This is a genomic window from Mycolicibacterium parafortuitum (assembly GCF_002086815.1).
Taxonomy (GTDB): Bacteria; Actinomycetota; Actinomycetes; order Mycobacteriales; family Mycobacteriaceae; genus Mycobacterium; species Mycobacterium parafortuitum.
This window is the reverse complement of the sequence record NZ_MVID01000028.1, coordinates 13,039-31,016: the sequence shown is the minus strand read 5'-3', so window position 1 is coordinate 31,016 and position 17,978 is coordinate 13,039. Positions and strand designations below refer to the sequence as shown.

The window sequence follows — 17,978 nt, the reverse complement described above, 5'->3', positions numbered from 1 at the left end:
GATGATGACGAATGCGCTGTGGTTCCTGGCAGGACTGGCAGCGCTGGTCGTCGGTGCCGAGGTGATGGTCCGCGGTGGTTCCCAGCTCGCGGCGCGGTTGGGGGTCAGCCCGATCGTCATCGGGCTGACCTTCGTGTCGATCGGCACGAGCATGCCCGAACTGGCGATCGGCGTCGTGTCGGCGGCCGAGGGCAGCGGCGCTCTGGCGGTCGGAAACATCGCCGGCACCAACATCGTCAACATCCTGCTGATCCTCGGGCTGAGCGCGGTGCTCGTGCCGCTCGCTCTGCAGATGCGGACGATCCGGTTCGAGCTGCCCTTCATGGCGCTGGCGGCGCTGCTGATGTGGTTGTTGTCTGTCGACGGCGTGCTGTCCCGGACGGACGGAGCGATCCTGGTCGCGTGTGCGGTCGTCTATACCGCCGGCGTGCTCTGGACGGCGCGACGCGAATCACGGCAGATCGCCGCGGAATTCGCCGATGAGTTCTCCGCTCCCGAGCCGTCGCGCACCTGGTTGCACGTCGTGATGACCGTCGGTGGGATCGCGGTGGTGGTCATCGGGGCCGAGTGGCTCGTCGACGGCGCGGTGGGACTGGCGCGCGGGTTCGGGGTCGGCGACGCGTTGATCGGGCTGACCGTGGTCGCGATCGGGACGTCGGCGCCGGAGTTGGTGACGACGGTGGTGTCCACCATCCGGGGAGACCGTGACATCGCGATCGGGAACCTGATCGGCAGCAGCATCTACAACATCGTGCTGATCCTCGGCGTCACCTGTCTGGTGCCCGCGAACGGTCTCGCGCTGCCGGACAGCCTGGTCCGGGTCGACATCCCGATCATGGTCGCCGTTGCGGCACTGTGCATCCCGATCTTCCTGTCGGGGCGGCGGGTGAGCCGTGCCGAGGGCACCTTCATGGTCGGCGCCTACCTGTCGTATCTGGTGTTCGTGCTGACCACCCAGAGTTAGGCTGGCAAACGTTTCGGCTTAGAGTTGGTTGCATTCGCAAGTAACGCTGAACTGCGAGCACCGCTGCGGAGGTGCCTGCTCGCTGCTGCAAAGGTCGCCCCCCCAGCAAATGGATTGCGATACCGTATCGGGATGTTCAGCGCATTTTCCGCAGATGAGGTGCAGCGGCGCGAGTTCTGGCACGGACTCTGCTCGCACATGACGATCGACGGCGGCGGCGCGGCGAGACCCGCGGCCGTCGGCGACACCGACGCGCTGATGTCGATCCTGAAGCGCGAGGGCTACATCCAGGTCCCGGATGCGTTCTCCGAGCTCAGCACCGCCCCGATCAGCCAGGCGGTGACGACGCTGGCGCAGCGCGGGATCCCGTTGCCGTTCGCGTTCGTCTACGACGAGCTGTGGCTGGCGTTCCAGGGTCTGGCGGCGTTCCTGACCACGGTGCTCGGTGAGGACTATCGGGCGCTGCCCGACTTCTGGGTCTGGTACGTGCAGCCCAACGAGAACGCCGCCGGCTGGGGGCCGCACCGCGACCGTGTGCAGCCGACGCTTGAGCCCGACAACTCCCCGCATACGCTGACCGTCTGGCTTCCGTTCACCGACGCGACGCCGCTCAACGGATGCATGTATGTGCTTCCGGCGCACCATGACCCGCGATTCATGGAGCGTCGCTGGGACGGTGACGGCAACAACGTCGTGCTCAACCCGCAGGACATCCGTGCGCTGCCTGCCGCCGCGGGCAGCCTGCTCGCGTGGAACCAGGCGGTCCTGCACTGGGGGAGCCGGGGCAGCCGCCTGGGTACCGCACCGCGGATCAGCGCCGCGTTCGAGTTCCAGCGCGGCGACCGCGCGCCGTTCAACAACCCGCTGCTCGACCCGGGCCGGATGCCGACGTTCACTGAGCGTCTCGGCCTGATCGGCAAGCAGGTGCTGCAGTACCGGCATATGTACCCGCTGTCCGATGATGTCGCGGCGATCGCGACGACGTTGTTCGACAGCTTCATGCCGCGGCCGACGGTCACCCTGTCGATGACCCTCTGAGTCCCGCCTAGACTCGACGGCGTGCTCATTGGTTCGCATGTCCACGGCGACGATCCCCTGGCCGCGGCGGAGGCAGACGGCGCCGACGTGGTGCAGTTCTTCCTCGGCAATCCGCAGAGCTGGAAGAAGCCGCCGCCGCGCGACGACGCGGAGGTACTCAAAGCGTCGTCGCTGCCGATCTACGTGCACGCGCCGTATCTGATCAACGTCGCATCGGCCAACAACCGGGTGCGCATCCCGTCCCGCAAGATCCTGCAGGACACCTGCGATGCCGCGTCGGCGATCGGCGCCACCGCGGTCATCGTGCACGGCGGCCACGCCGACGACAACGACATGGACGCCGGCTTCGAACGCTGGGTGAAAGCTCTCGCCAGCTTGAACACCGATGTCCCGGTCTACCTGGAGAACACCGCGGGCGGCGACCATGCGATGGCCCGGCATTTCGACACGATCGCCCGGTTGTGGGACCACATCGGCGACACCGGCATCGGCTTCTGCCTGGACACCTGCCATGCCTGGGCCGCGGGGGAGGCGCTGATCGACTCCGTCGAACGGATCAAGGGCATCACCGGGCGCATCGACCTGGTGCACTGCAACGACTCCCGGGACGCGGCGGGCTCAGGTGCGGACCGGCACGCCAATTTCGGCACCGGACAGATCGATCCGCAGCTGCTGGTCGCCGTGGTCGAGGCCGCCGGCGCACCGGTCATCTGCGAGACGTCCGACGAGGGGCGCAAGGACGACATCGCGTTCCTGCGCGAACATCTCGGCCGCTGAGTCAGCCGGCCAGGATCTGTGAAAACCGTTGCCGGGCACCGGGTTCCAGGGCTCCGCGCTCTTCGAGCAGCAGTACGCACCGCGTCGCCAGATCGAACGAGCCATAGCAGTGGTGGGCGATGAGCGCGAGATGCTTGAGCTGCTCATCGCTCAACGAGTCCGGCCTGGAGAAGTCTCGTACATAGACGATGTCGGCCTCCAGGAGCTGGTTGAGCGCCCACCGGGGATCGTCGTTGACGACATACGGCGCGATGGGCCACCGTTTGATGGCGGCGAAGCAGTGCGGGATGAAGCCCTGGCGGCGCAGTTCGACGTCGATGTCACCCATCGTCGGTTGGTCCTTGTACAGCGGCACGAAGGAGACCTCGGTCTGGATCGTGACGGCCTCGGCGAGCTTGCCGCTGCCGCTGCTGAACACCGCGAGCTCGCCGCCCTGGATGTCGATCTTGAGGTAGTCCAGGTGCTCGATCTCGTCGATGTCGTCGAGACGGCGGGTGTCCAGCGGCACCCGGTCGAGCACCTCGGCGTAGGGCTGGAGCACGTCGAACAGCGCAAGGGTGGCCGGGTCGGGTTCGAACAGGCTGGTCATCCCTGAGCCGCGGCAGATGTTGAGCGTGTGTTGGTCTCCGTCACCGACCGCGTGCGGGAGATAGCGCTCGTAGGGACCCTTCTTGTCCTGGAGGACTCGCAGCGCGTCCGGTTGGGGTTCGAAGCCGGTCACCCGGCACAGTCCGGCGGTCAACATCGGCAGGTACGGGGGCTGACCGTCGATCGGGTTGGCGCCGATGTCGACCACGTCGGTGAGCCGCTCGGGTGACAAGAGATCGCGGAACGCAGTGCTCATTGTGTGGTGCTCATTGTGGGATTCGCCTTCATGCGGTGATGCAGAACGGTGGCGGTGCGCGACGAATCTATCGCGCCGCGCAGAAAGCGCGCGGAATCATGCTTCACCACGGTTCGTTTCCTGGACGTTCCAGGGTGACTCACGGCCGGTAGGCAACCTTGCATGAAGTATTCCTGCGTTTGCTGTTCGCTATCGTCATCCAAACGGCTGACGTCGTTTCGGATTATGGACAGCGTTGTCGCACGGGGGATTTCGGCGGAAACGGGGCGCGCCTGCGGTCACGGCCGGGCATCCGAAGGAACGTGTGCGAGAAGGGCGGCTCAGCGCCGGTTCGCAACGCCAAACGAATTTGCCCATCCGGAACTTCTTGACACTCTGTCAAACGGGGGCGTCCGGGAGTGGGGGTTGTCCAGACAATGCACGCCGCCCTCCGGTTGTCCATAGCTTGTGACCTGCCCGTTCTCTACGGATGCAGAGGCGACCTAGCAAACTTACGCAGGAGAAAATATTTGCATATGCACAAACTGGCGGAGGCAATCTTTTTGCCTATGCAAAAGCTCCCGGATTGACCGGTCTGAAAACCTTCTAGCAGGCATTTCCCAATGCTAATTTCCCAGCGTCTGCGCTCCTGCAGGCACCGATCGGGTTTCTCAGTAGGGGGTTGTTCGCCTTGTCCAATCGACGTAAGCAAAAGTCTGGCGGTACCAAGAGTGTGGTCCGCCCAGTAATCACCACCGGCCTCGCCGGTGCGGGCATGTTGGCCGCCGGGATGATGTTCCTGGCGCCTCCAGGGGGCCCGGGTCCCGTGACCGCCGCCATTCAGTTGACGTCGACGGACTCGGCCGATCCCTGGTACCTGCTCAACCTCGGTGGCGGGGCGACCCCGACCACCAACGCACTGGCCAACGCGGTCGACTACAGCCGCGCCTGCGGCCTGATCTGCAACGGCGCCGACGGCACCGCCGACAACCCGAACGGCCAGGCCGGCGGCATCCTGTTCGGCAACGGCGGCAACGGCTGGAACAGCACGGTCGCTGGTGTCGCCGGTGGTAGCGGCGGCAACGGCGGCCTCTTCAGCGGCAACGGCGGCAACGGTGGTAACGGCGGGCTCGGTGCGGACGGCGGCCACGGTGGTAACGCCGGCACGTTCGCCCTGTTCGGTCGTGGCGGCAACGGCGGTAACGGTGGCAACGGCGCCACCGGCGCGATCGGCGCCATCGGTACCCCGGGTCAGGCAGGGTCGATCGGCGGCGCCGGCGGAATCGGCGATCAGGGCGCGAACGCCTTCGGCAAGGTTGGGCCTCAGACCGGACTCCCGGACCTGCCGGACTACCCGGATGCGGCTGATCCGGGCACCGTGGGCGAAACAGGCAAGGCCGGCGACGCCGGTAAGGCCGGCGAAGCGGGCAAGGCCGGCGACGCAGGGGCCACAGGCGCAGCCGGCAAGGCAGGCGCAGAAGGCGAAGTCGGCCAGACGGGTCAGCCAGGGGCCGCGGGCGGCACCGGCGTGGGTGGTACCGGCGGTATCGGCGGCATCGGTGGTGTCGGTGGAGCCGGTGAAGCCGGTGGGGCCGGTGAAGTCGGCGGCACTGGTGCCACCGGCGGCGCGGGCGCCAGCGGTGGGGCCGGCACCGCCGGAGGTCAGGGCGGTGATGGCGCGACCGGCAATACCGGGCTCAAAGGCCTTACAGGTCTGAAGGGCCTCACGGGTCTGTCCGGTGGCCAGGGCGGCACCGGCACTCCGGGTACCACCGGCGGCAAGGGTGGCGACTCGACGAGCATCGGCGGCACCGGCGGCACCGGCGGCAATGCCGGCAACGGTGGAAACGGTGGCAGCGGCGGCCTGTTCGGTAGGGGCGGTAATGCCGGCAACGGCGGCAACGGCGGTAACGGCGGCGCTGGTGGCACGGGTGGCACGGGTGGCACGGGTGGCACGGGTGGCACGGGCGGCACGGGCGGCACGGGCGGAAACGGCGCCACCGGCGGTACCGGTGGCGTCGGTGGCACGGGCGGCACGGGTGGCACGGGTGGCACGGGTGGCACGGGTGGCGCCGGCGGTACCGGTGGCACGGGTGGCACGGGTGGCACGGGTGGCACGGGCGGCACCGGCGGCGCCGGTGGCGTTGGCGGCACGGGTGGCACGGGTGGTACCGGTGGCGTTGGCGGCCCGGGTGGCGTCGGCGACCTCGGTGTTGGCGCGCAGGGCCCAGGCGGCCAGGGCGGCACGGGCGGCACGGGCGGCACGGGCGGCACGGGCGGCACGGGCGGCACGGGTGGCGCTGCAGGTGCGGGTGGCACCGGTGGACCCGGTGGCGAAGGTGGCCCGGGCGGCGCAGGTGGCACCGGCGGTGTCGGCGGCGAGGGCGGCGATCCCGGCCCCGGTGGTGACGGCGGCCCCGGTGGCCTCGGCGGTGACGGCGGCGCAGGCGGCGAAGGCGGCGAAGGCGGCAAGGGCGGCCCCGGTGGTAGCGCCGGTGGTGCAGGCGGCGCCGGCGGCAAGGCCGGATCCGCTGGCAGCGGCGGCATCCTCGGTTCGGTCGGAGGCTCCGGCACCGACGGTAAGGCGGGTGCGACAGGCGCCAGCGGTGCTGCGGGTGCAAGCGGCGCCAAGGGTGCGACAGGCGCCAAGGGTGCAACCGGAGCTCAGGGCATTACCGGTGCGACCGGTAAGGCAGGGACCACCGTGGGCGCCACGGGCGCGGTCGGTGCGACCGGCGCCGACGGTAAGGCGGGCGCGACCGGCGCGACCGGTGCGTCCGGTGCCGGAGGCAAGACCGGAAGCGCCGGTAGCTCCGGCAAGTCCGGCGGGGCCGGTTCGGCAGGTGCCTCAGGCGGTGGCGCTTCAGGCTCGAGCGGCGGGTCCGGCGGGTCCGGTGGGTCCGGCGGGTCCGGCGGCGGCGGTGGTGCCGGCGGTGCCGGCGGCAGCGGCGGCTCGACCGACGATTAGTCCGACAACCGATCGGGTTGGCCCCCCTCCTTCGGGAGGGGGGCCTTCCCCTTGTGAGGCGCGCGATACACGCGGAAAAGCCGGCGAGTCGTCGGCGAATCGAGGTTAGAGGCAGATGGTCTGGTTGCCGTGCCGGATCACACGGTCCTCGCAGTGCCACAACACCGCTCGCGACAGAACGGCGCGCTCGACGTCGGCCCCCAGCCTGACCAGATCATCGACGCTGTGCCGGTGGTCGACCCGCACCACGTCCTGTTCGATGATCGGGCCCTCGTCCAAATCGTCTGTGACGTAATGCGCTGTCGCACCGACGAGTTTGACGCCGCGCTCCTTGGCCCGCCGGTACGGTGACGCGCCGATGAAGGCCGGCAGGAACGAGTGGTGAATGTTGATCATCGGGCAGCCCACCTCCTCGATGAATCCCGGCGTCAGGATCTGCATGTAGCGGGCGAGGACCACCAGGTCGACATTGCCACGCAGCAGATCGAGTTGCCGCCGTTCGGCCTCGTCACGGATGTCCTTGCGCGCCGGCACATGAAGGAACGGAACCCCGAACGGGCGGACCGCATCGGCCAGGTCGGGATGATTCGCGATGACCATCACCACCGACATATCCAATTCCCCACGGCGGTTGCGCCACAACAGATCGAGCAGGCAGTGGTCTTCCTTCGAGGCCATGATCGCGACACGTTTCGGCTTCGCCGCCTCGGTGAGACGGAAATGCATCTCGAATGGATCGGCGACACGCTCGGTGAAGTCGCGTTCCAGGTTGTCGCGGGCTGCGCTGAGGCCAGGAAGGTGAAAGATTGTGCGCTGCATGAACGTTCCACCGGTGCGCTCAGTGGAGTGCTGGTCGAGGGACACGATGTTGGCGCCGACGTCGGCGAGGAAGGTGCTGACGGCCGCGACGAGTCCGGGCCGGTCGGCGCACCGCAGCAGCAGCCGGCCGATGTCTTTCGGTCCGTGCAGGACCGAACCAGTGTGTTCCGACATCACCTCAGCCTTGCAGGACGCAGAGGACTTCGTCCAATGTCGCGGCGCTCCGGGGAGTCTGAGGGCCTGGCCACCGCGCGCAGTCGAACATCGCGGGGCCTTCCACCGGCGACTCCGCCAGCACATAGCGGCCGGTTCCTTCGCTGCGGCGCACGGAATCCAGCGCGGCGACAGCTCCTTCAGGCTTGCTGGCGTCGCGGAAGTTGATACCGACCTGCTGCACGTCGGGTTCGGCATCGAGGATCGAGCTGAGTCGCCTGATGTAGTCGTCCGCGGCGAAGAACCGGTAACCCATACCCAGATACAGCCAGTATCGCGTCGACACCTCGGAGCGAATCTGCATCGGACGTGCGCCCGGCGGGACCGGTCGGAACTCAATGGCCGGGTAGAGTTCACGTAACGCGGACCTGTCTTCTGGCCACAACCCCATATCGGCGACAAGAATCCGTGTGATCCGTGAAATGTCCGAGGCGCACCGTATGAACGAGTTCAGTGTGCGCTCGACCGCGCTGCGGTCTGGCCCGGCCACGACTGTGACAGTGACATCCGCGCCGAACGGGGCAGAACCCAGTTCTGAGATCCGGTTCTCGGGATAGGTGACGAAATTGTCCACCAGTGCCGGCACTGAAACGTCCCGATTTCCGGCGATCCGTTGGCGGTCCTCCTCGGGGATGTCGTCGCGCGCGAGCATTGTTCGGCAGAGGGCAAAGGACTCCTCGTGCTCGCCGACCCACGAACCGCAGACGGCAAGCTCGTCGGCCGCGCGCCAGGTATACACATTGGTGGCGACGAACAGCGCGTCGGCCTCTGGAACAGGGATGGCGGCCGCACGCTTGGCGAAGAGATACCCCAGCTGGTATCGCTGTTGGCCTCGGTACCAACTTGCAATCGAATAGAGCGGCTCGGCCCGCGTCGGCCGGTACTCCCACGCGCGCAGGTAGGCATCCTGTACCTCCGGCCAGGGCTCGCCGAGTCGCAGCATGCATTCCGCCACACGGGCAAGGGAGTAGTACGTCTCTTCGTCGTAGCCGGTCATCTCGGCCCGGCGCGAATACCAATGGCGTGCGCTCTCGACATCGCCGTAGTCGAAATAGCTCTGGGCGAGGTAGAACACCGACCGTGCGTCCTCGGGATTGCGGTTCACCTCAGCCAACAGGATTTCGGCGTCGCGTGCGTACTTCTCCGGATCGAGATTCCGCCCGCCCAGGCGGCGTGACTCGATGTAGTAGTCCCCGTCGAGCCGTAGCTCATTGAAAGGCGCGTCGCAGTCGGCGTACTCGTGCAGCACGCCGACGTAGCGCCACGGCATACCGTCGCGGAAGAGTTGCCGCCGCCAGTAGAAGACTCCAGGGCCGTAGTGAAGCTGATAGACGTCCGCGGTCAAGTCGCCGAAGTCCGGTGTGCCGACCACGATGTCATCGGCGTCCATCACCCAGATGTAGTCGGCGCGAGCGCGAGCGAGCTCGAGCGCTTCGGACCTGTTGTGGCCGAAGTTCCGCCACGGGCGCTCATGTAGCTCGCCGGGAATGCCCAGAGCCGCCATGTGGTTCCGGATCTTGTCCTGGGTGCCGTCATTCGAACCGGTGTCGACGATCACCCACGAGGAGATGTACGGGGCGACCGAATCGAGGACTTCGTGGACGACGTGTGCTTCGTTGCGCACGATCATGTTCAGGCAGATCGTGGGCCGGCGGTCAGACATGAAAGGCTACGCCGTCTTCTGGTAGACCAGCCAACGCATCTCGACAGGGCACTGCTCACGCGGCAGGTCGAATACATCCCGGCCACTGACCCAGTCTGCATACCAACCGGTGTGCGGCCACGCACCAGCCGGGAGGTTCTCCTTCTCGAAGTCGTAGACCGAGTCGTTGGTCATCAGTCGCAGCGGCAGCCCCGCGGATGCGGTGTCGATCTCCTCGCCGGTGAAGATCGCGGCATACAACTGTTGGGCCAGTTCTCGCGCCGACTGTGCCAGCGCGTTCACCGCGTCGTCGGACATGTAGAACGGCTTCGGCATGAAGACGTTGAACACCAGTTGTCCACCCGGAGCGAGGCATTCGGCGGCCAGCTCGAAGACAGCACGGATCTGGTCGGGGCTGCGGAAATCCGGGGTGACCTCCGACAGGACGATCAGCTGGTAATCCTTCTGTAGGTCGTCGAGCGTCTCGAAGATGTCTCGGTCGATGACCCGCACGTTCAGCAGCTGCTTGTAGGCGTCCTCGCGGAGGATCTCGGCGAATTTCGGTGTCAGCTCGACCGCGTCGACCGGATGGCCGGCACGGGCCAGCGCCAGTGCATTTCGTCCGGTTCCGGCACCGATGTCGAGCACTCGGGCCGTCGAGGGATCGGCAATCTGGGCGGACAGCGCCGTGACCCTCGCGTCGGGATGGGTGCCGAACAGCGGCGGTTTGCGGGTGGCGACCCAATTGTCGTAGGCGTCCGCGAGCGAAGTCCACTGCGGCTGAATGTGGTAGTTCAGCACCGTTCCGACCGGCGCGTCGTAGGTGATGATGATGTTGGACCGGTTCGATCCGTCGAATGCATTAGCCAGCTCTTTGGCGAGCAACGTGCGCAGGTGAGCGAGCTCGTCGTTGTTGAACTTGCGTCCCAGTGCGGCAAAAATCTTGTTGCACATGGAAACATATTCGTCGACCATGGCCGGTACCGCCGGCAAAGTGATCGTCCCGCCAGAGACCCCGCGGCGCAGTAGTCTCCGCGTCAGCGCATCGCGCATGTAGGCCGTGTCGATCGACATGTGAATACCCCCAGTAAGAATGAAAAAGCCCCCGCCGGCTGAGGATACACAACGGAGCCTTTGCAAAGGGATAAAAAGTCGACGTGACGGCCAGGTCGTCGATCTGCCGTCAATTCAGCCGTACCGGCGTGCCGTCGCGGTCATGGCTCTACCATTCGCGTCGTGACCGATCACAGAGCGCAGACATCCGATACCCATGACGAACTGAAGGTGTCGCGTACGCCTCAGAAGGTCACCCGTACGGCTTCCCCGCTTACCCCAATCGCGTTGCTGGTTGCGCTGATTGCGGTCGGGCTCGCCGTGTGGGCACTGCTCAGCATTCCGGAGCAGCAGTCGGTGTCGGCCGCCGGAGCGCCCCTGACCGGCGACGCGAAAGAGCGCGTCTGCACCGCCGCCCACGCCGTGTCGATGGGTGTGCAGCTTCAGACCAACGCGAATCTGGGCCCGGAACCGGCGGCGGTCGAAGCGGTCGCGGCCAACGCGAGGCTAGCAATGCTCGGCGGTGGCGAGTACCTGCTCGGGCAGATCAGCGACGACACCCCGCAGGAGCTCGCCGAAGCGGCCCGCAAGTTCGGTACGACACTGCAACTCATCGGTGTGAACGCGCTGGCCGGCGCGACCAACGACGACGAACTGCAGTCCGGCCGGATGCGCGACGCTGAGGCGGCCCAGAAGGATCTGGCCAACATCTGCCGATAACGGGCGGCTTCGCGTATTACAGTTCTTGTGCGATTGTTCGTTTGATGTAACAGTGGAGGCATGCCGGACACGCATGTCGTCACCAATCAGGTCCCGCCGCTGGAGGACTTCAACCTCGCCGCATCCCCGGTGCTGGCCGAGGCGCTGATCCGCGAGGGCGGGGAGTGGGGGGTCGACGAGGTCGCCGAGCTCGGAGCGCTCGGCGGCAGCGTCGCCGCCCAGCGCTGGGGCGAACTCGCCGACCGTAACCAGCCCGTGCTGCACACCCACGACCGTTACGGGCACCGCATCGACGAGGTCGAGTACGACCCGGCCTACCACCAGTTGATGTCGGTGGCGGTGGGCCATGGCCTGCACGCCGCGCCGTGGGCCGACGACCGTCCCGGTGCGCACGTGGTGCGCGCGGCCAAGACGTCGGTGTGGACCCCCGAACCCGGCCACATCTGCCCGATCTCGATGACGTACGCCGTCGTGCCCGCGCTGCGGCACAACCAGGACCTGGCTGCCATCTACGAGCCGCTGCTGACCAGCCGCGTCTACGACCCCGAACTCACGGTGCCGGCCACCAAGGCCGGCATCACCGCGGGTATGTCGATGACCGAGAAGCAGGGCGGCTCCGACGTGCGCGCGGGCACCACCGAGGCGACCCCCAACGGGGACGGCACGTACTCGCTGCGGGGCCACAAGTGGTTCACCTCGGCCCCGATGTGCGATGTGTTCCTGGTGCTGGCCCAGGCGCCAGGCGGGCTGAGCTGTTTCTTCCTGCCGCGGGTGCTTCCCGACGGCACCCGCAACCGCATGTTTCTGCAGCGCCTCAAGAACAAGCTGGGCAATCACGCGAACGCGTCCAGCGAGGTCGAATACGACGGCGCGACCGCGTGGCTGGTCGGCGAGGAGGGGCGCGGCGTCCCGACCATCATCGAGATGGTCAACCTGACCCGCCTCGACTGCACACTGGGCAGCGCCACCAGCATGCGCAACGGCCTGATGCGCGCCGTGCACCACGCCCAGCACCGGACGGCCTTCGGCGCCTATCTGATCGACCAGCCGCTGATGCGTAACGTGCTCGCGGACCTGGCCGTCGAGGCCGAGGCGGCCACCATGCTGGCGATGCGGATGGCCGGTGCCACCGACCACGCGGTCCGCGGCGACGAGCGGGAAACCCTGCTGCGCAGAATCGGTTTGGCCGCCGCGAAGTACTGGATCTGCAAGCGGGCCACCCCGCACGCGGCCGAGGCGATGGAATGCCTCGGCGGCAACGGCTACGTGGAGGACTCCGGAATGCCCCGGCTGTACCGGGAGGCCCCGCTGATGGGCATCTGGGAGGGCTCCGGGAACGTCAGCGCGCTGGACACGTTGCGCGCCATGGCCACTCGCCCCGCCTGCATCGACGTGTTGTTCGACGAGTTGGAGACCACCGCGGGCCACGACCCGCGGCTGGACCGCCACGTCGCCGGCCTCCGGCCGCAGCTCGGCGATCCGGAGTCGATCCAGTACCGCGCGCGTCAGGTCGCCGAGGACATCTCGCTCGCGCTGCAGGGCTCGCTGCTGGTGCGCCACGGCCACCCGGCGGTGGCGGAGGCGTTCCTCGCCAGCAGGCTCGGCGGCCAGTGGGGTGGTGCGTTCGGCACCCTGCCGACCGGCCTCGATCTCGCCCCGATCATCGAGCGCGCCCTCGTCAAGGCCTGATCGCATGCGCATGACCGCGCGGTCGGTGGTGCTCAGTGTCATGCTCGGCGCACACCCGGCCTGCGCAACCGCCGCCGAATTGATCAGGCTCACCGCGGATTTCGGTATCCGGGAGCCGACGGTGCGGGTCGCGCTGACCAGGATGGTCGCCGCCGGGGACCTGGTGCGCTCCGAGGGCGGCTACCGGCTCTCGGAGCGCCTGCTGGCCCGGCAGCGCCGCCAGGACAACGCCATCAGCCCACGGTCGCGCGACTGGGACGGCAGCTGGACGACGCTGATCGTCACCAGCGTCGGCGGCGATGCACGCACCCGGTCCGCACTGCGGAACGCCCTGCAGGAAAAGCGTTTCGGAGAGCTCCGCGAAGGAGTCTGGCTGCGGCCGGCCAACGTCGACGTCGAACTCGGCGAGGAGATCGCCACCCGGGTGCGCGTCCTGTCGTCGCGCGACGTCGCGCCGGCCGAACTCGCGGCCACGCTGTGGGACCTGGCCGGGTGGGCGGAGAAAGGCCGGCGCATGCTGGCGGAGATGGCCGCCGCGCAGGACGTGCCCGGACGGTTCGTCGTCGCCGCGGCGATCGTGCGGCACCTGCTGACCGATCCGGTACTGCCCGGTGAGCTGCTGCCCGCCGGCTGGCCCGGGGCGGCGTTGCGGGCCGCCTACCACGACTTCGCCGCCGAGATGATCGCGCGGCGTGACGGTATCGAGCTGACGGAGGCCGGATGAGCATCAGGGTGGAGCGCAACGGTGCGGTGACCACGGTCGTGATGAACCGGCCCGAGGCGCGCAACGCCGTCGACGGGCCGACCGCGCTCGAGCTCTACGAGGCGTTCGACGAGTTCGACTCCGACGACACCGCATCGGTGGCGGTGCTGTGCGGGGACAACGGAACCTTCTGCGCGGGCGCCGATCTCAAGGCGATGGGCACCGACCGGACGAATCCCCTGCACCGCACCGGGCCCGCGCCGATGGGGCCGAGCCGGATGGTGCTGTCGAAACCGGTGATCGCGGCGATCAGCGGATACGCGGTCGCGGGCGGTCTCGAGCTGGCGTTGTGGTGCGATCTGCGGGTCGTCGAACAGGACGCCGTGTTGGGCGTGTTCTGCCGGCGCTGGGGGGTGCCGCTGATTGACGGCGGCACCGTGCGGTTGCCGCGGCTGATCGGGCACAGCCGGGCGATGGACCTGATCCTGACCGGCCGCGCCGTCGACGCCGACGAGGCGCTGGCGATCGGCCTGGCCAACCGGGTGGTGCCGACCGGGCAGGGGCGGCAGAAGGCCGAGGAACTCGCAGCCGAGCTGGCGGAGCTGCCCCAGCAGTGCCTGCGCTCGGACCGGGTGTCGGCGTTGACCCAGTGGGGGATGGCGGAGGCCGATGCGATGGACGTCGAGTTCGGCAGCCTGTCCCGGGTCGCGGCCGAGTCGCTCGAAGGCGCGGCGCGCTTCAGCGCGGGCGCGGGGCGACACGGCGGCAGGGCCTGACGCGGGGCCTGACGAGAGGGCGCTACCCCTTGGTGACGCTGTTGTTGGTCCCGGTGTCGTTGATCGCGGGGTCGCCGTCGCGGTAGGTGACGGTGTTGTTGAGGCCGACGACGGACAGCTGTCCGTCGACACGTTCGATGGAGATCTTGTTGTCGGCGCCACCGACGTTGACGTTCGAACACGTCCCGGTCACCGTCAGGTCGTTGTTCGAGCCGCCGATGTTCAGTGCCTTGCCGTCGGCGCAGTCGATCTCCGCGGTCGTGCCCAACGACCCGTAGTTGATCGTGTTGCCGATCTCGACCTGTGCACCGGACGTCCCCATCGTCGCGGACGGGTTGTCGCCGCCACCGCCCGCACCGCATCCGGCGAGCGTGAATGCGACCACTGCGCAGGCACAGGCGATGGGGCGGGCTGTCATGCCTAGGCGGGTACCCGGTTCACCTGGTTTGTCATCCCCAGCTCGCGCCCGCGGTCCCAGACGAACGGCGTGCCGTTCTTGTACAGCACCTTCTGATCCCAGCCGTAGACGGTGATGTCGTTGACGACGTTGTCGGCGACGACCAGGTTCGACGAGCCCTGCACCGTGACCGCATAGCAGTCGCCGAGGGCGAAGACCTGATTTCCGTTACCGTTGACGAAAAGTGTCGAGCCCTTGCAGTCGACCGTGCGCACCACGCCCACGCCGGTGATGTGGGTGTCGCCGTTCTCGGCCTGCGCCACCGGTGACGTGGACATCAGCGCGGCAGAGGCCGCCAATGCGCTCACGGCCAGTACTCGTCTCGCGGCGGTAGCAGTCACACCGGAAGCCTACGACGTCGCTCGCTCGCGCTGTCGGGGATCACGCGGACGAGTACCGTGAGCGTCGATGCGTCAACGTGTGGTACGGGATCGCATGCGGATCCTCATGGTGGCGGTCATGGTGACGGCGACCGCTGCCGGCTGCGCGCAGACCGTCTCCGGGGCCGCGCAGCGGGCCGATGCCGGAGTCCCCGATCCGGACCGCAGCTACGGCTACGTCGACGACCGGTGCGGGCTGCTGGAGAACACCACCGTGCAGGAGTTGATCGGCGCCGAGTCGGTGACACGGCCCTACAGCGGAGCGGTCTGCCAGTACGTGCTGTCCCGTAAATCCCCGGCCGCGACCGTCGACGTCGTCTACTCGTGGTTCGACATGGGCGCGCTGGACCGCGAGCGTGACGTCGCCGTCGCGCGCGGCGCCGTCGTCACCGACGTCGTCGTCGAGCGCCATCCGGCGTTCCTGGCCCGCCGCGACGTCACCGGAGCGGCCTGCTCGGCCAGCGCCGCCGCAGGCACCGGCGTGCTGAGCTGGTGGGTGCAGTACCGCGGCCAGGCGGCCGGGGACCCGTGTGCCGAAGCCCAGAAACTTCTCGCGGCCACGTTGCGCTCGGATCTGTAGACATGCCCGCGAGATTCACCGCCCGCCTCGCCGCGGTGCTGGCCTTCGGTGTGCTGCTCTCCGGGTGCGCCGAGGACGGCGAGACCGCCGAGGAGTCGGCGACACCGGGGCCGGGCGCCACGGGGGAGGGCTTCCGGAGCGTGGACTGCAACGGGGTCACCGACGCCGACATCACCGATGTCGCCGGGCCGGGGTTGTACCGGTCCGCGGTGGTCAGCGACGCCGGTTGCTTCTGGCAGGAGGACACCATGATCGACGACTTCGGCGCCGGGATGGGCATCTCCACGTGGTGGTACCGCGGCAGCGACATGGCCACCGAGCGCGGACTCGAGGAGCTCGCCGGCCGTACGCTCGTCGAGTTGTCGATGGATGACAACCAGGGCTTCAAGGCCTACGACGACACCGCCTGCAGCATCTATGTCGCCAAGGGCGGGGACGTGATCACCTGGTCGGTGCAGACCATGAACTCCGAGACGATGCCCGACCTGTGCCCGATGATCGAGCAACTGGCACGGCTCAGCCAGGACCGCGTGAACTAGAGTCACTCGCTGACCCGCCACCGGGTCACCATCGATCGGGGGGCGGATACATGGCAGCTCGGCCGCCGCGGACGGCGAAGCTGAGCCGTGACTCGATCGTCAACGCCGCGCTGACGTTCCTCGACCGCGAAGGCTGGGACGCGCTGACGATCAACGCGCTGGCCAACCAGCTCGGCACCAAGGGCCCGTCGCTCTACAACCACGTGCACAGCCTCGACGACCTGCGCCGCACGGTGCGCATGCGCGTCGTCGGCGACATCATCAACATGCTCAACACGGTCGGGCAGGGCCGCAGCCCCGACGACGCGGTGATGGTCATGGCCGGGGCGTATCGCAGCTACGCCCATCACCACCCCGGGCGGTACTCCGCGTTCACCCGGATGCCGCTGGGTGGCGACGACCCCGAGTTCACCGAGGCGACCAGGGCGGCGGCCGCGCCGATCATCGCCGTGCTGGCCAGCTACGGCCTCGATGAGGAAGCCGGCTTCTACGCCGCGCTGGAGTTCTGGTCGGCGATGCACGGATTCGTCCTGCTGGAGATGACGGGCGCGATGGCCGGGATCGACACCGATGCGGTGTTCTCCGATATGGTCATGCGACTTGCCACCGGCATGCGCTCGCGCTGAACTTTTCGGGGATCCGCAGGTCAGCGGGTTTTGTTGAGGTATGCAGCCCTGGTATTGTGGACGTTCGTGCCTGGCAAATAGGGCGCTTGTGTCCTTCGCGGGGCATCAGCATGCCTGCACGCCGGGCTGATTCGCATGTCCCGCCCTCGTGGGGTGCCTTGGAAATTATCCGAGAAACCGCGGCGGCCGCGTGCGACACGCCCGGACGCGGGGGAACCGTCGAGGGCATAACAGCAGTACAGAGAACTTAAGAAGCAAGCAGCACCACAGTCGACAGACTGACGAGGAACACAGAAAGCCGGTACATGCCAACCATCAACCAGCTGGTCCGCAAGGGTCGCCGCGACAAGATCGCCAAGGTGAAGACGGCGGCCCTCAAGGGCAGCCCGCAGCGTCGCGGCGTGTGCACTCGCGTGTACACCACGACCCCGAAGAAGCCGAACTCGGCGCTTCGTAAGGTCGCGCGCGTGCGCCTGACCAGCGCGGTCGAGGTCACCGCCTACATCCCGGGTGAGGGCCACAACCTGCAGGAGCACTCGATGGTGCTGGTGCGCGGTGGTCGTGTGAAGGACCTCCCCGGTGTGCGCTACAAGATCATCCGCGGGTCTCTGGACACGCAGGGCGTCAAGAACCGTAAGCAAGCCCGCAGCCGTTACGGCGCGAAGAAGGAGAAGAGCTGATGCCGCGCAAGGGACCCGCGCCCAAGCGTCCGTTGGTCAACGACCCGGTCTACGGGTCGCAGCTGGTCACCCAGCTGGTCAACAAAGTTCTGCTTGACGGGAAGAAATCGCTGGCGGAGCGCATTGTTTATGGCGCGCTCGAGCAGGCTCGTGAGAAGACGGGCACCGATCCGGTGGTCACCCTCAAGCGGGCCATGGACAACGTCAAGCCGTCGCTCGAGGTGCGTAGCCGCCGCGTGGGTGGCGCGACCTACCAGGTTCCCGTCGAGGTCCGCCCGGACCGTTCGGTGACCCTGGCGCTGCGTTGGCTGGTCAGCTTCTCGAAGCAGCGTCGTGAAAAGACGATGATCGAGCGCCTCGCGAACGAGATCCTCGATGCGAGCAACGGTCTCGGTGCCGCCGTCAAGCGGCGCGAAGACACCCACAAGATGGCCGAGGCGAACCGCGCCTTCGCGCACTACCGCTGGTGATCACAGGCGCCGGCGTTCGTGAAGTAGCTGCGCCGGCGTCCGAACAAACCAACCAAGCAAG

The 17,978-nt window shown here is 67.7% G+C and carries 19 protein-coding genes; 13 read left to right on the top strand and 6 right to left on the bottom strand.

The window, feature by feature from the left end; genetic code table 11:
• Window position 1: 1 nt before the first annotated feature.
• From BST38_RS23780 to BST38_RS23770, 3 genes are all read left to right on the top strand, one after another.
• Window positions 2–964 carry a calcium/sodium antiporter gene (locus BST38_RS23780; protein ID WP_083145953.1) on the top strand — a complete coding sequence of 321 codons (963 nt, stop codon included), beginning with the start codon at window positions 2–4 and terminating at the stop codon, window positions 962–964.
• A 132-nt stretch (window positions 965–1,096) separates the two neighbouring features.
• On the top strand, window positions 1,097–2,002 hold the full coding sequence (locus BST38_RS23775; protein ID WP_083145952.1) for a phytanoyl-CoA dioxygenase family protein: 906 nt from the start codon (window positions 1,097–1,099) through the stop codon (window positions 2,000–2,002).
• A gap of 21 nt (window positions 2,003–2,023) precedes the next feature.
• Window positions 2,024–2,779, top strand: a complete 756-nt coding sequence (locus BST38_RS23770; protein ID WP_083145951.1) for a deoxyribonuclease IV — start codon at window positions 2,024–2,026, stop codon at window positions 2,777–2,779.
• 1 nt (window position 2,780) lies between these two features.
• Here the strand turns inward: BST38_RS23770 and BST38_RS23765 are convergent, their stop codons facing one another.
• Entirely contained in the window at window positions 2,781–3,623 is an 843-nt protein-coding gene (locus tag BST38_RS23765; protein ID WP_083145950.1) for an FkbM family methyltransferase, read from the bottom strand.
• 769 nt (window positions 3,624–4,392) lie between these two features.
• On the opposite strand from BST38_RS23765, the gene BST38_RS29455 reads away from it, so the two are divergent.
• Window positions 4,393–6,570: a PGRS repeat-containing protein gene (locus BST38_RS29455; protein WP_113971684.1), complete on the top strand. Its 2,178-nt coding sequence runs from the start codon at window positions 4,393–4,395 to the stop codon at window positions 6,568–6,570.
• A 105-nt stretch (window positions 6,571–6,675) separates the two neighbouring features.
• Here BST38_RS29455 and purU read toward each other — a convergent pair whose 3' ends face one another.
• The 3 genes from purU to BST38_RS23740 are packed head-to-tail and all read right to left on the bottom strand — an operon-like array spanning window position 6,676 to window position 10,318.
• Window positions 6,676–7,563, bottom strand: a complete 888-nt coding sequence (gene purU, locus BST38_RS23750) for a formyltetrahydrofolate deformylase (protein ID WP_083145995.1) — start codon at window positions 7,561–7,563, stop codon at window positions 6,676–6,678.
• Between the two features lie 4 nt (window positions 7,564–7,567).
• Window positions 7,568–9,265, bottom strand: a complete 1,698-nt coding sequence (locus BST38_RS23745; protein ID WP_083145949.1) for a glycosyltransferase — start codon at window positions 9,263–9,265, stop codon at window positions 7,568–7,570.
• 6 nt (window positions 9,266–9,271) lie between these two features.
• Window positions 9,272–10,318 carry a class I SAM-dependent methyltransferase gene (locus BST38_RS23740; protein ID WP_083145948.1) on the bottom strand — a complete coding sequence of 349 codons (1,047 nt, stop codon included), beginning with the start codon at window positions 10,316–10,318 and terminating at the stop codon, window positions 9,272–9,274.
• A gap of 162 nt (window positions 10,319–10,480) precedes the next feature.
• On the opposite strand from BST38_RS23740, the gene BST38_RS23735 reads away from it, so the two are divergent.
• The 4 genes from BST38_RS23735 to BST38_RS23720 are packed head-to-tail and all read left to right on the top strand — an operon-like array spanning window position 10,481 to window position 14,185.
• Complete coding sequence (locus BST38_RS23735; RefSeq protein WP_083145947.1) at window positions 10,481–11,017, top strand: hypothetical protein; 537 nt, start codon at window positions 10,481–10,483, stop codon at window positions 11,015–11,017.
• 60 nt (window positions 11,018–11,077) lie between these two features.
• On the top strand, window positions 11,078–12,706 hold the full coding sequence (locus BST38_RS23730) for an acyl-CoA dehydrogenase family protein (protein WP_083145946.1): 1,629 nt from the start codon (window positions 11,078–11,080) through the stop codon (window positions 12,704–12,706).
• Window positions 12,707–12,710: 4 nt separating this feature from the next.
• Window positions 12,711–13,430, top strand: a complete 720-nt coding sequence (locus BST38_RS23725; RefSeq protein WP_083145945.1) for a PaaX family transcriptional regulator C-terminal domain-containing protein — start codon at window positions 12,711–12,713, stop codon at window positions 13,428–13,430.
• Window positions 13,427–14,185, top strand: coding sequence for a crotonase/enoyl-CoA hydratase family protein (locus tag BST38_RS23720; RefSeq protein ID WP_181792005.1), 759 nt, complete (start codon window positions 13,427–13,429; stop codon window positions 14,183–14,185). Before BST38_RS23725 ends, BST38_RS23720 begins: the two co-directional genes overlap by 4 nt.
• A gap of 22 nt (window positions 14,186–14,207) precedes the next feature.
• Here the strand turns inward: BST38_RS23720 and BST38_RS23715 are convergent, their stop codons facing one another.
• Both BST38_RS23715 and BST38_RS23710 read right to left on the bottom strand, forming a co-directional pair.
• Complete coding sequence (locus tag BST38_RS23715) at window positions 14,208–14,603, bottom strand: DUF3060 domain-containing protein (protein WP_083145944.1); 396 nt, start codon at window positions 14,601–14,603, stop codon at window positions 14,208–14,210.
• A gap of 2 nt (window positions 14,604–14,605) precedes the next feature.
• Window positions 14,606–14,920, bottom strand: a complete 315-nt coding sequence (locus tag BST38_RS23710) for a DUF3060 domain-containing protein (RefSeq protein WP_110781904.1) — start codon at window positions 14,918–14,920, stop codon at window positions 14,606–14,608.
• A gap of 130 nt (window positions 14,921–15,050) precedes the next feature.
• Between BST38_RS23710 and BST38_RS23705 the strand changes: the two genes are divergently transcribed.
• The 5 genes from BST38_RS23705 to rpsG all read left to right on the top strand — a co-directional run bounded on the left by BST38_RS23705 (window position 15,051) and on the right by rpsG (window position 17,917).
• Entirely contained in the window at window positions 15,051–15,602 is a 552-nt protein-coding gene (locus tag BST38_RS23705; RefSeq protein WP_083145942.1) for a DUF3558 domain-containing protein, read from the top strand.
• A 2-nt stretch (window positions 15,603–15,604) separates the two neighbouring features.
• Window positions 15,605–16,141 carry a DUF3558 domain-containing protein gene (locus tag BST38_RS23700; RefSeq protein ID WP_083145941.1) on the top strand — a complete coding sequence of 179 codons (537 nt, stop codon included), beginning with the start codon at window positions 15,605–15,607 and terminating at the stop codon, window positions 16,139–16,141.
• A gap of 50 nt (window positions 16,142–16,191) precedes the next feature.
• The gene (locus BST38_RS23695) at window positions 16,192–16,767 is read left to right on the top strand and encodes a TetR/AcrR family transcriptional regulator (protein ID WP_083145940.1); all 576 of its coding nucleotides are present in this window, start codon (window positions 16,192–16,194) and stop codon (window positions 16,765–16,767) included.
• A gap of 305 nt (window positions 16,768–17,072) precedes the next feature.
• Window positions 17,073–17,447 (top strand): 30S ribosomal protein S12, encoded by a 375-nt coding sequence (gene rpsL, locus BST38_RS23690; protein ID WP_003929602.1) that lies wholly within the window; start codon window positions 17,073–17,075, stop codon window positions 17,445–17,447.
• Window positions 17,447–17,917, top strand: a complete 471-nt coding sequence (gene rpsG / locus BST38_RS23685; RefSeq protein WP_083145939.1) for a 30S ribosomal protein S7 — start codon at window positions 17,447–17,449, stop codon at window positions 17,915–17,917. The genes rpsL and rpsG overlap by 1 nt, the downstream gene beginning before the upstream one ends.
• Window positions 17,918–17,978: the final 61 nt, after the last annotated feature.

Excerpts from the sequence above, each read along its gene's own strand:
- BST38_RS23780 (WP_083145953.1), top strand. The coding sequence starts at position 2 with ATGATGACGAATGCGCTGTGGTTCCTGGCAGGACTGGCAGCGCTGGTC.
- BST38_RS23775 (WP_083145952.1), top strand. The coding sequence starts at position 1,097 with ATGTTCAGCGCATTTTCCGCAGATGAGGTGCAGCGGCGCGAGTTCTGG.
- BST38_RS23765 (WP_083145950.1), bottom strand. The coding sequence starts at position 3,623 with ATGAGCACTGCGTTCCGCGATCTCTTGTCACCCGAGCGGCTCACCGAC.
- BST38_RS29455 (WP_113971684.1), top strand. The coding sequence starts at position 4,393 with ATGATGTTCCTGGCGCCTCCAGGGGGCCCGGGTCCCGTGACCGCCGCC.
- purU (WP_083145995.1), bottom strand. The coding sequence starts at position 7,563 with ATGTCGGAACACACTGGTTCGGTCCTGCACGGACCGAAAGACATCGGC.
- BST38_RS23745 (WP_083145949.1), bottom strand. The coding sequence starts at position 9,265 with ATGTCTGACCGCCGGCCCACGATCTGCCTGAACATGATCGTGCGCAAC.
- BST38_RS23740 (WP_083145948.1), bottom strand. The coding sequence starts at position 10,318 with ATGTCGATCGACACGGCCTACATGCGCGATGCGCTGACGCGGAGACTA.
- BST38_RS23730 (WP_083145946.1), top strand. The coding sequence starts at position 11,078 with ATGCCGGACACGCATGTCGTCACCAATCAGGTCCCGCCGCTGGAGGAC.
- BST38_RS23725 (WP_083145945.1), top strand. The coding sequence starts at position 12,711 with ATGCGCATGACCGCGCGGTCGGTGGTGCTCAGTGTCATGCTCGGCGCA.
- BST38_RS23720 (WP_181792005.1), top strand. The coding sequence starts at position 13,427 with ATGAGCATCAGGGTGGAGCGCAACGGTGCGGTGACCACGGTCGTGATG.
- BST38_RS23715 (WP_083145944.1), bottom strand. The coding sequence starts at position 14,603 with ATGACAGCCCGCCCCATCGCCTGTGCCTGCGCAGTGGTCGCATTCACG.
- BST38_RS23710 (WP_110781904.1), bottom strand. The coding sequence starts at position 14,920 with ATGTCCACGTCACCGGTGGCGCAGGCCGAGAACGGCGACACCCACATC.
- BST38_RS23705 (WP_083145942.1), top strand. The coding sequence starts at position 15,051 with ATGCGTCAACGTGTGGTACGGGATCGCATGCGGATCCTCATGGTGGCG.
- BST38_RS23700 (WP_083145941.1), top strand. The coding sequence starts at position 15,605 with ATGCCCGCGAGATTCACCGCCCGCCTCGCCGCGGTGCTGGCCTTCGGT.
- BST38_RS23695 (WP_083145940.1), top strand. The coding sequence starts at position 16,192 with ATGGCAGCTCGGCCGCCGCGGACGGCGAAGCTGAGCCGTGACTCGATC.
- rpsL (WP_003929602.1), top strand. The coding sequence starts at position 17,073 with ATGCCAACCATCAACCAGCTGGTCCGCAAGGGTCGCCGCGACAAGATC.
- rpsG (WP_083145939.1), top strand. The coding sequence starts at position 17,447 with ATGCCGCGCAAGGGACCCGCGCCCAAGCGTCCGTTGGTCAACGACCCG.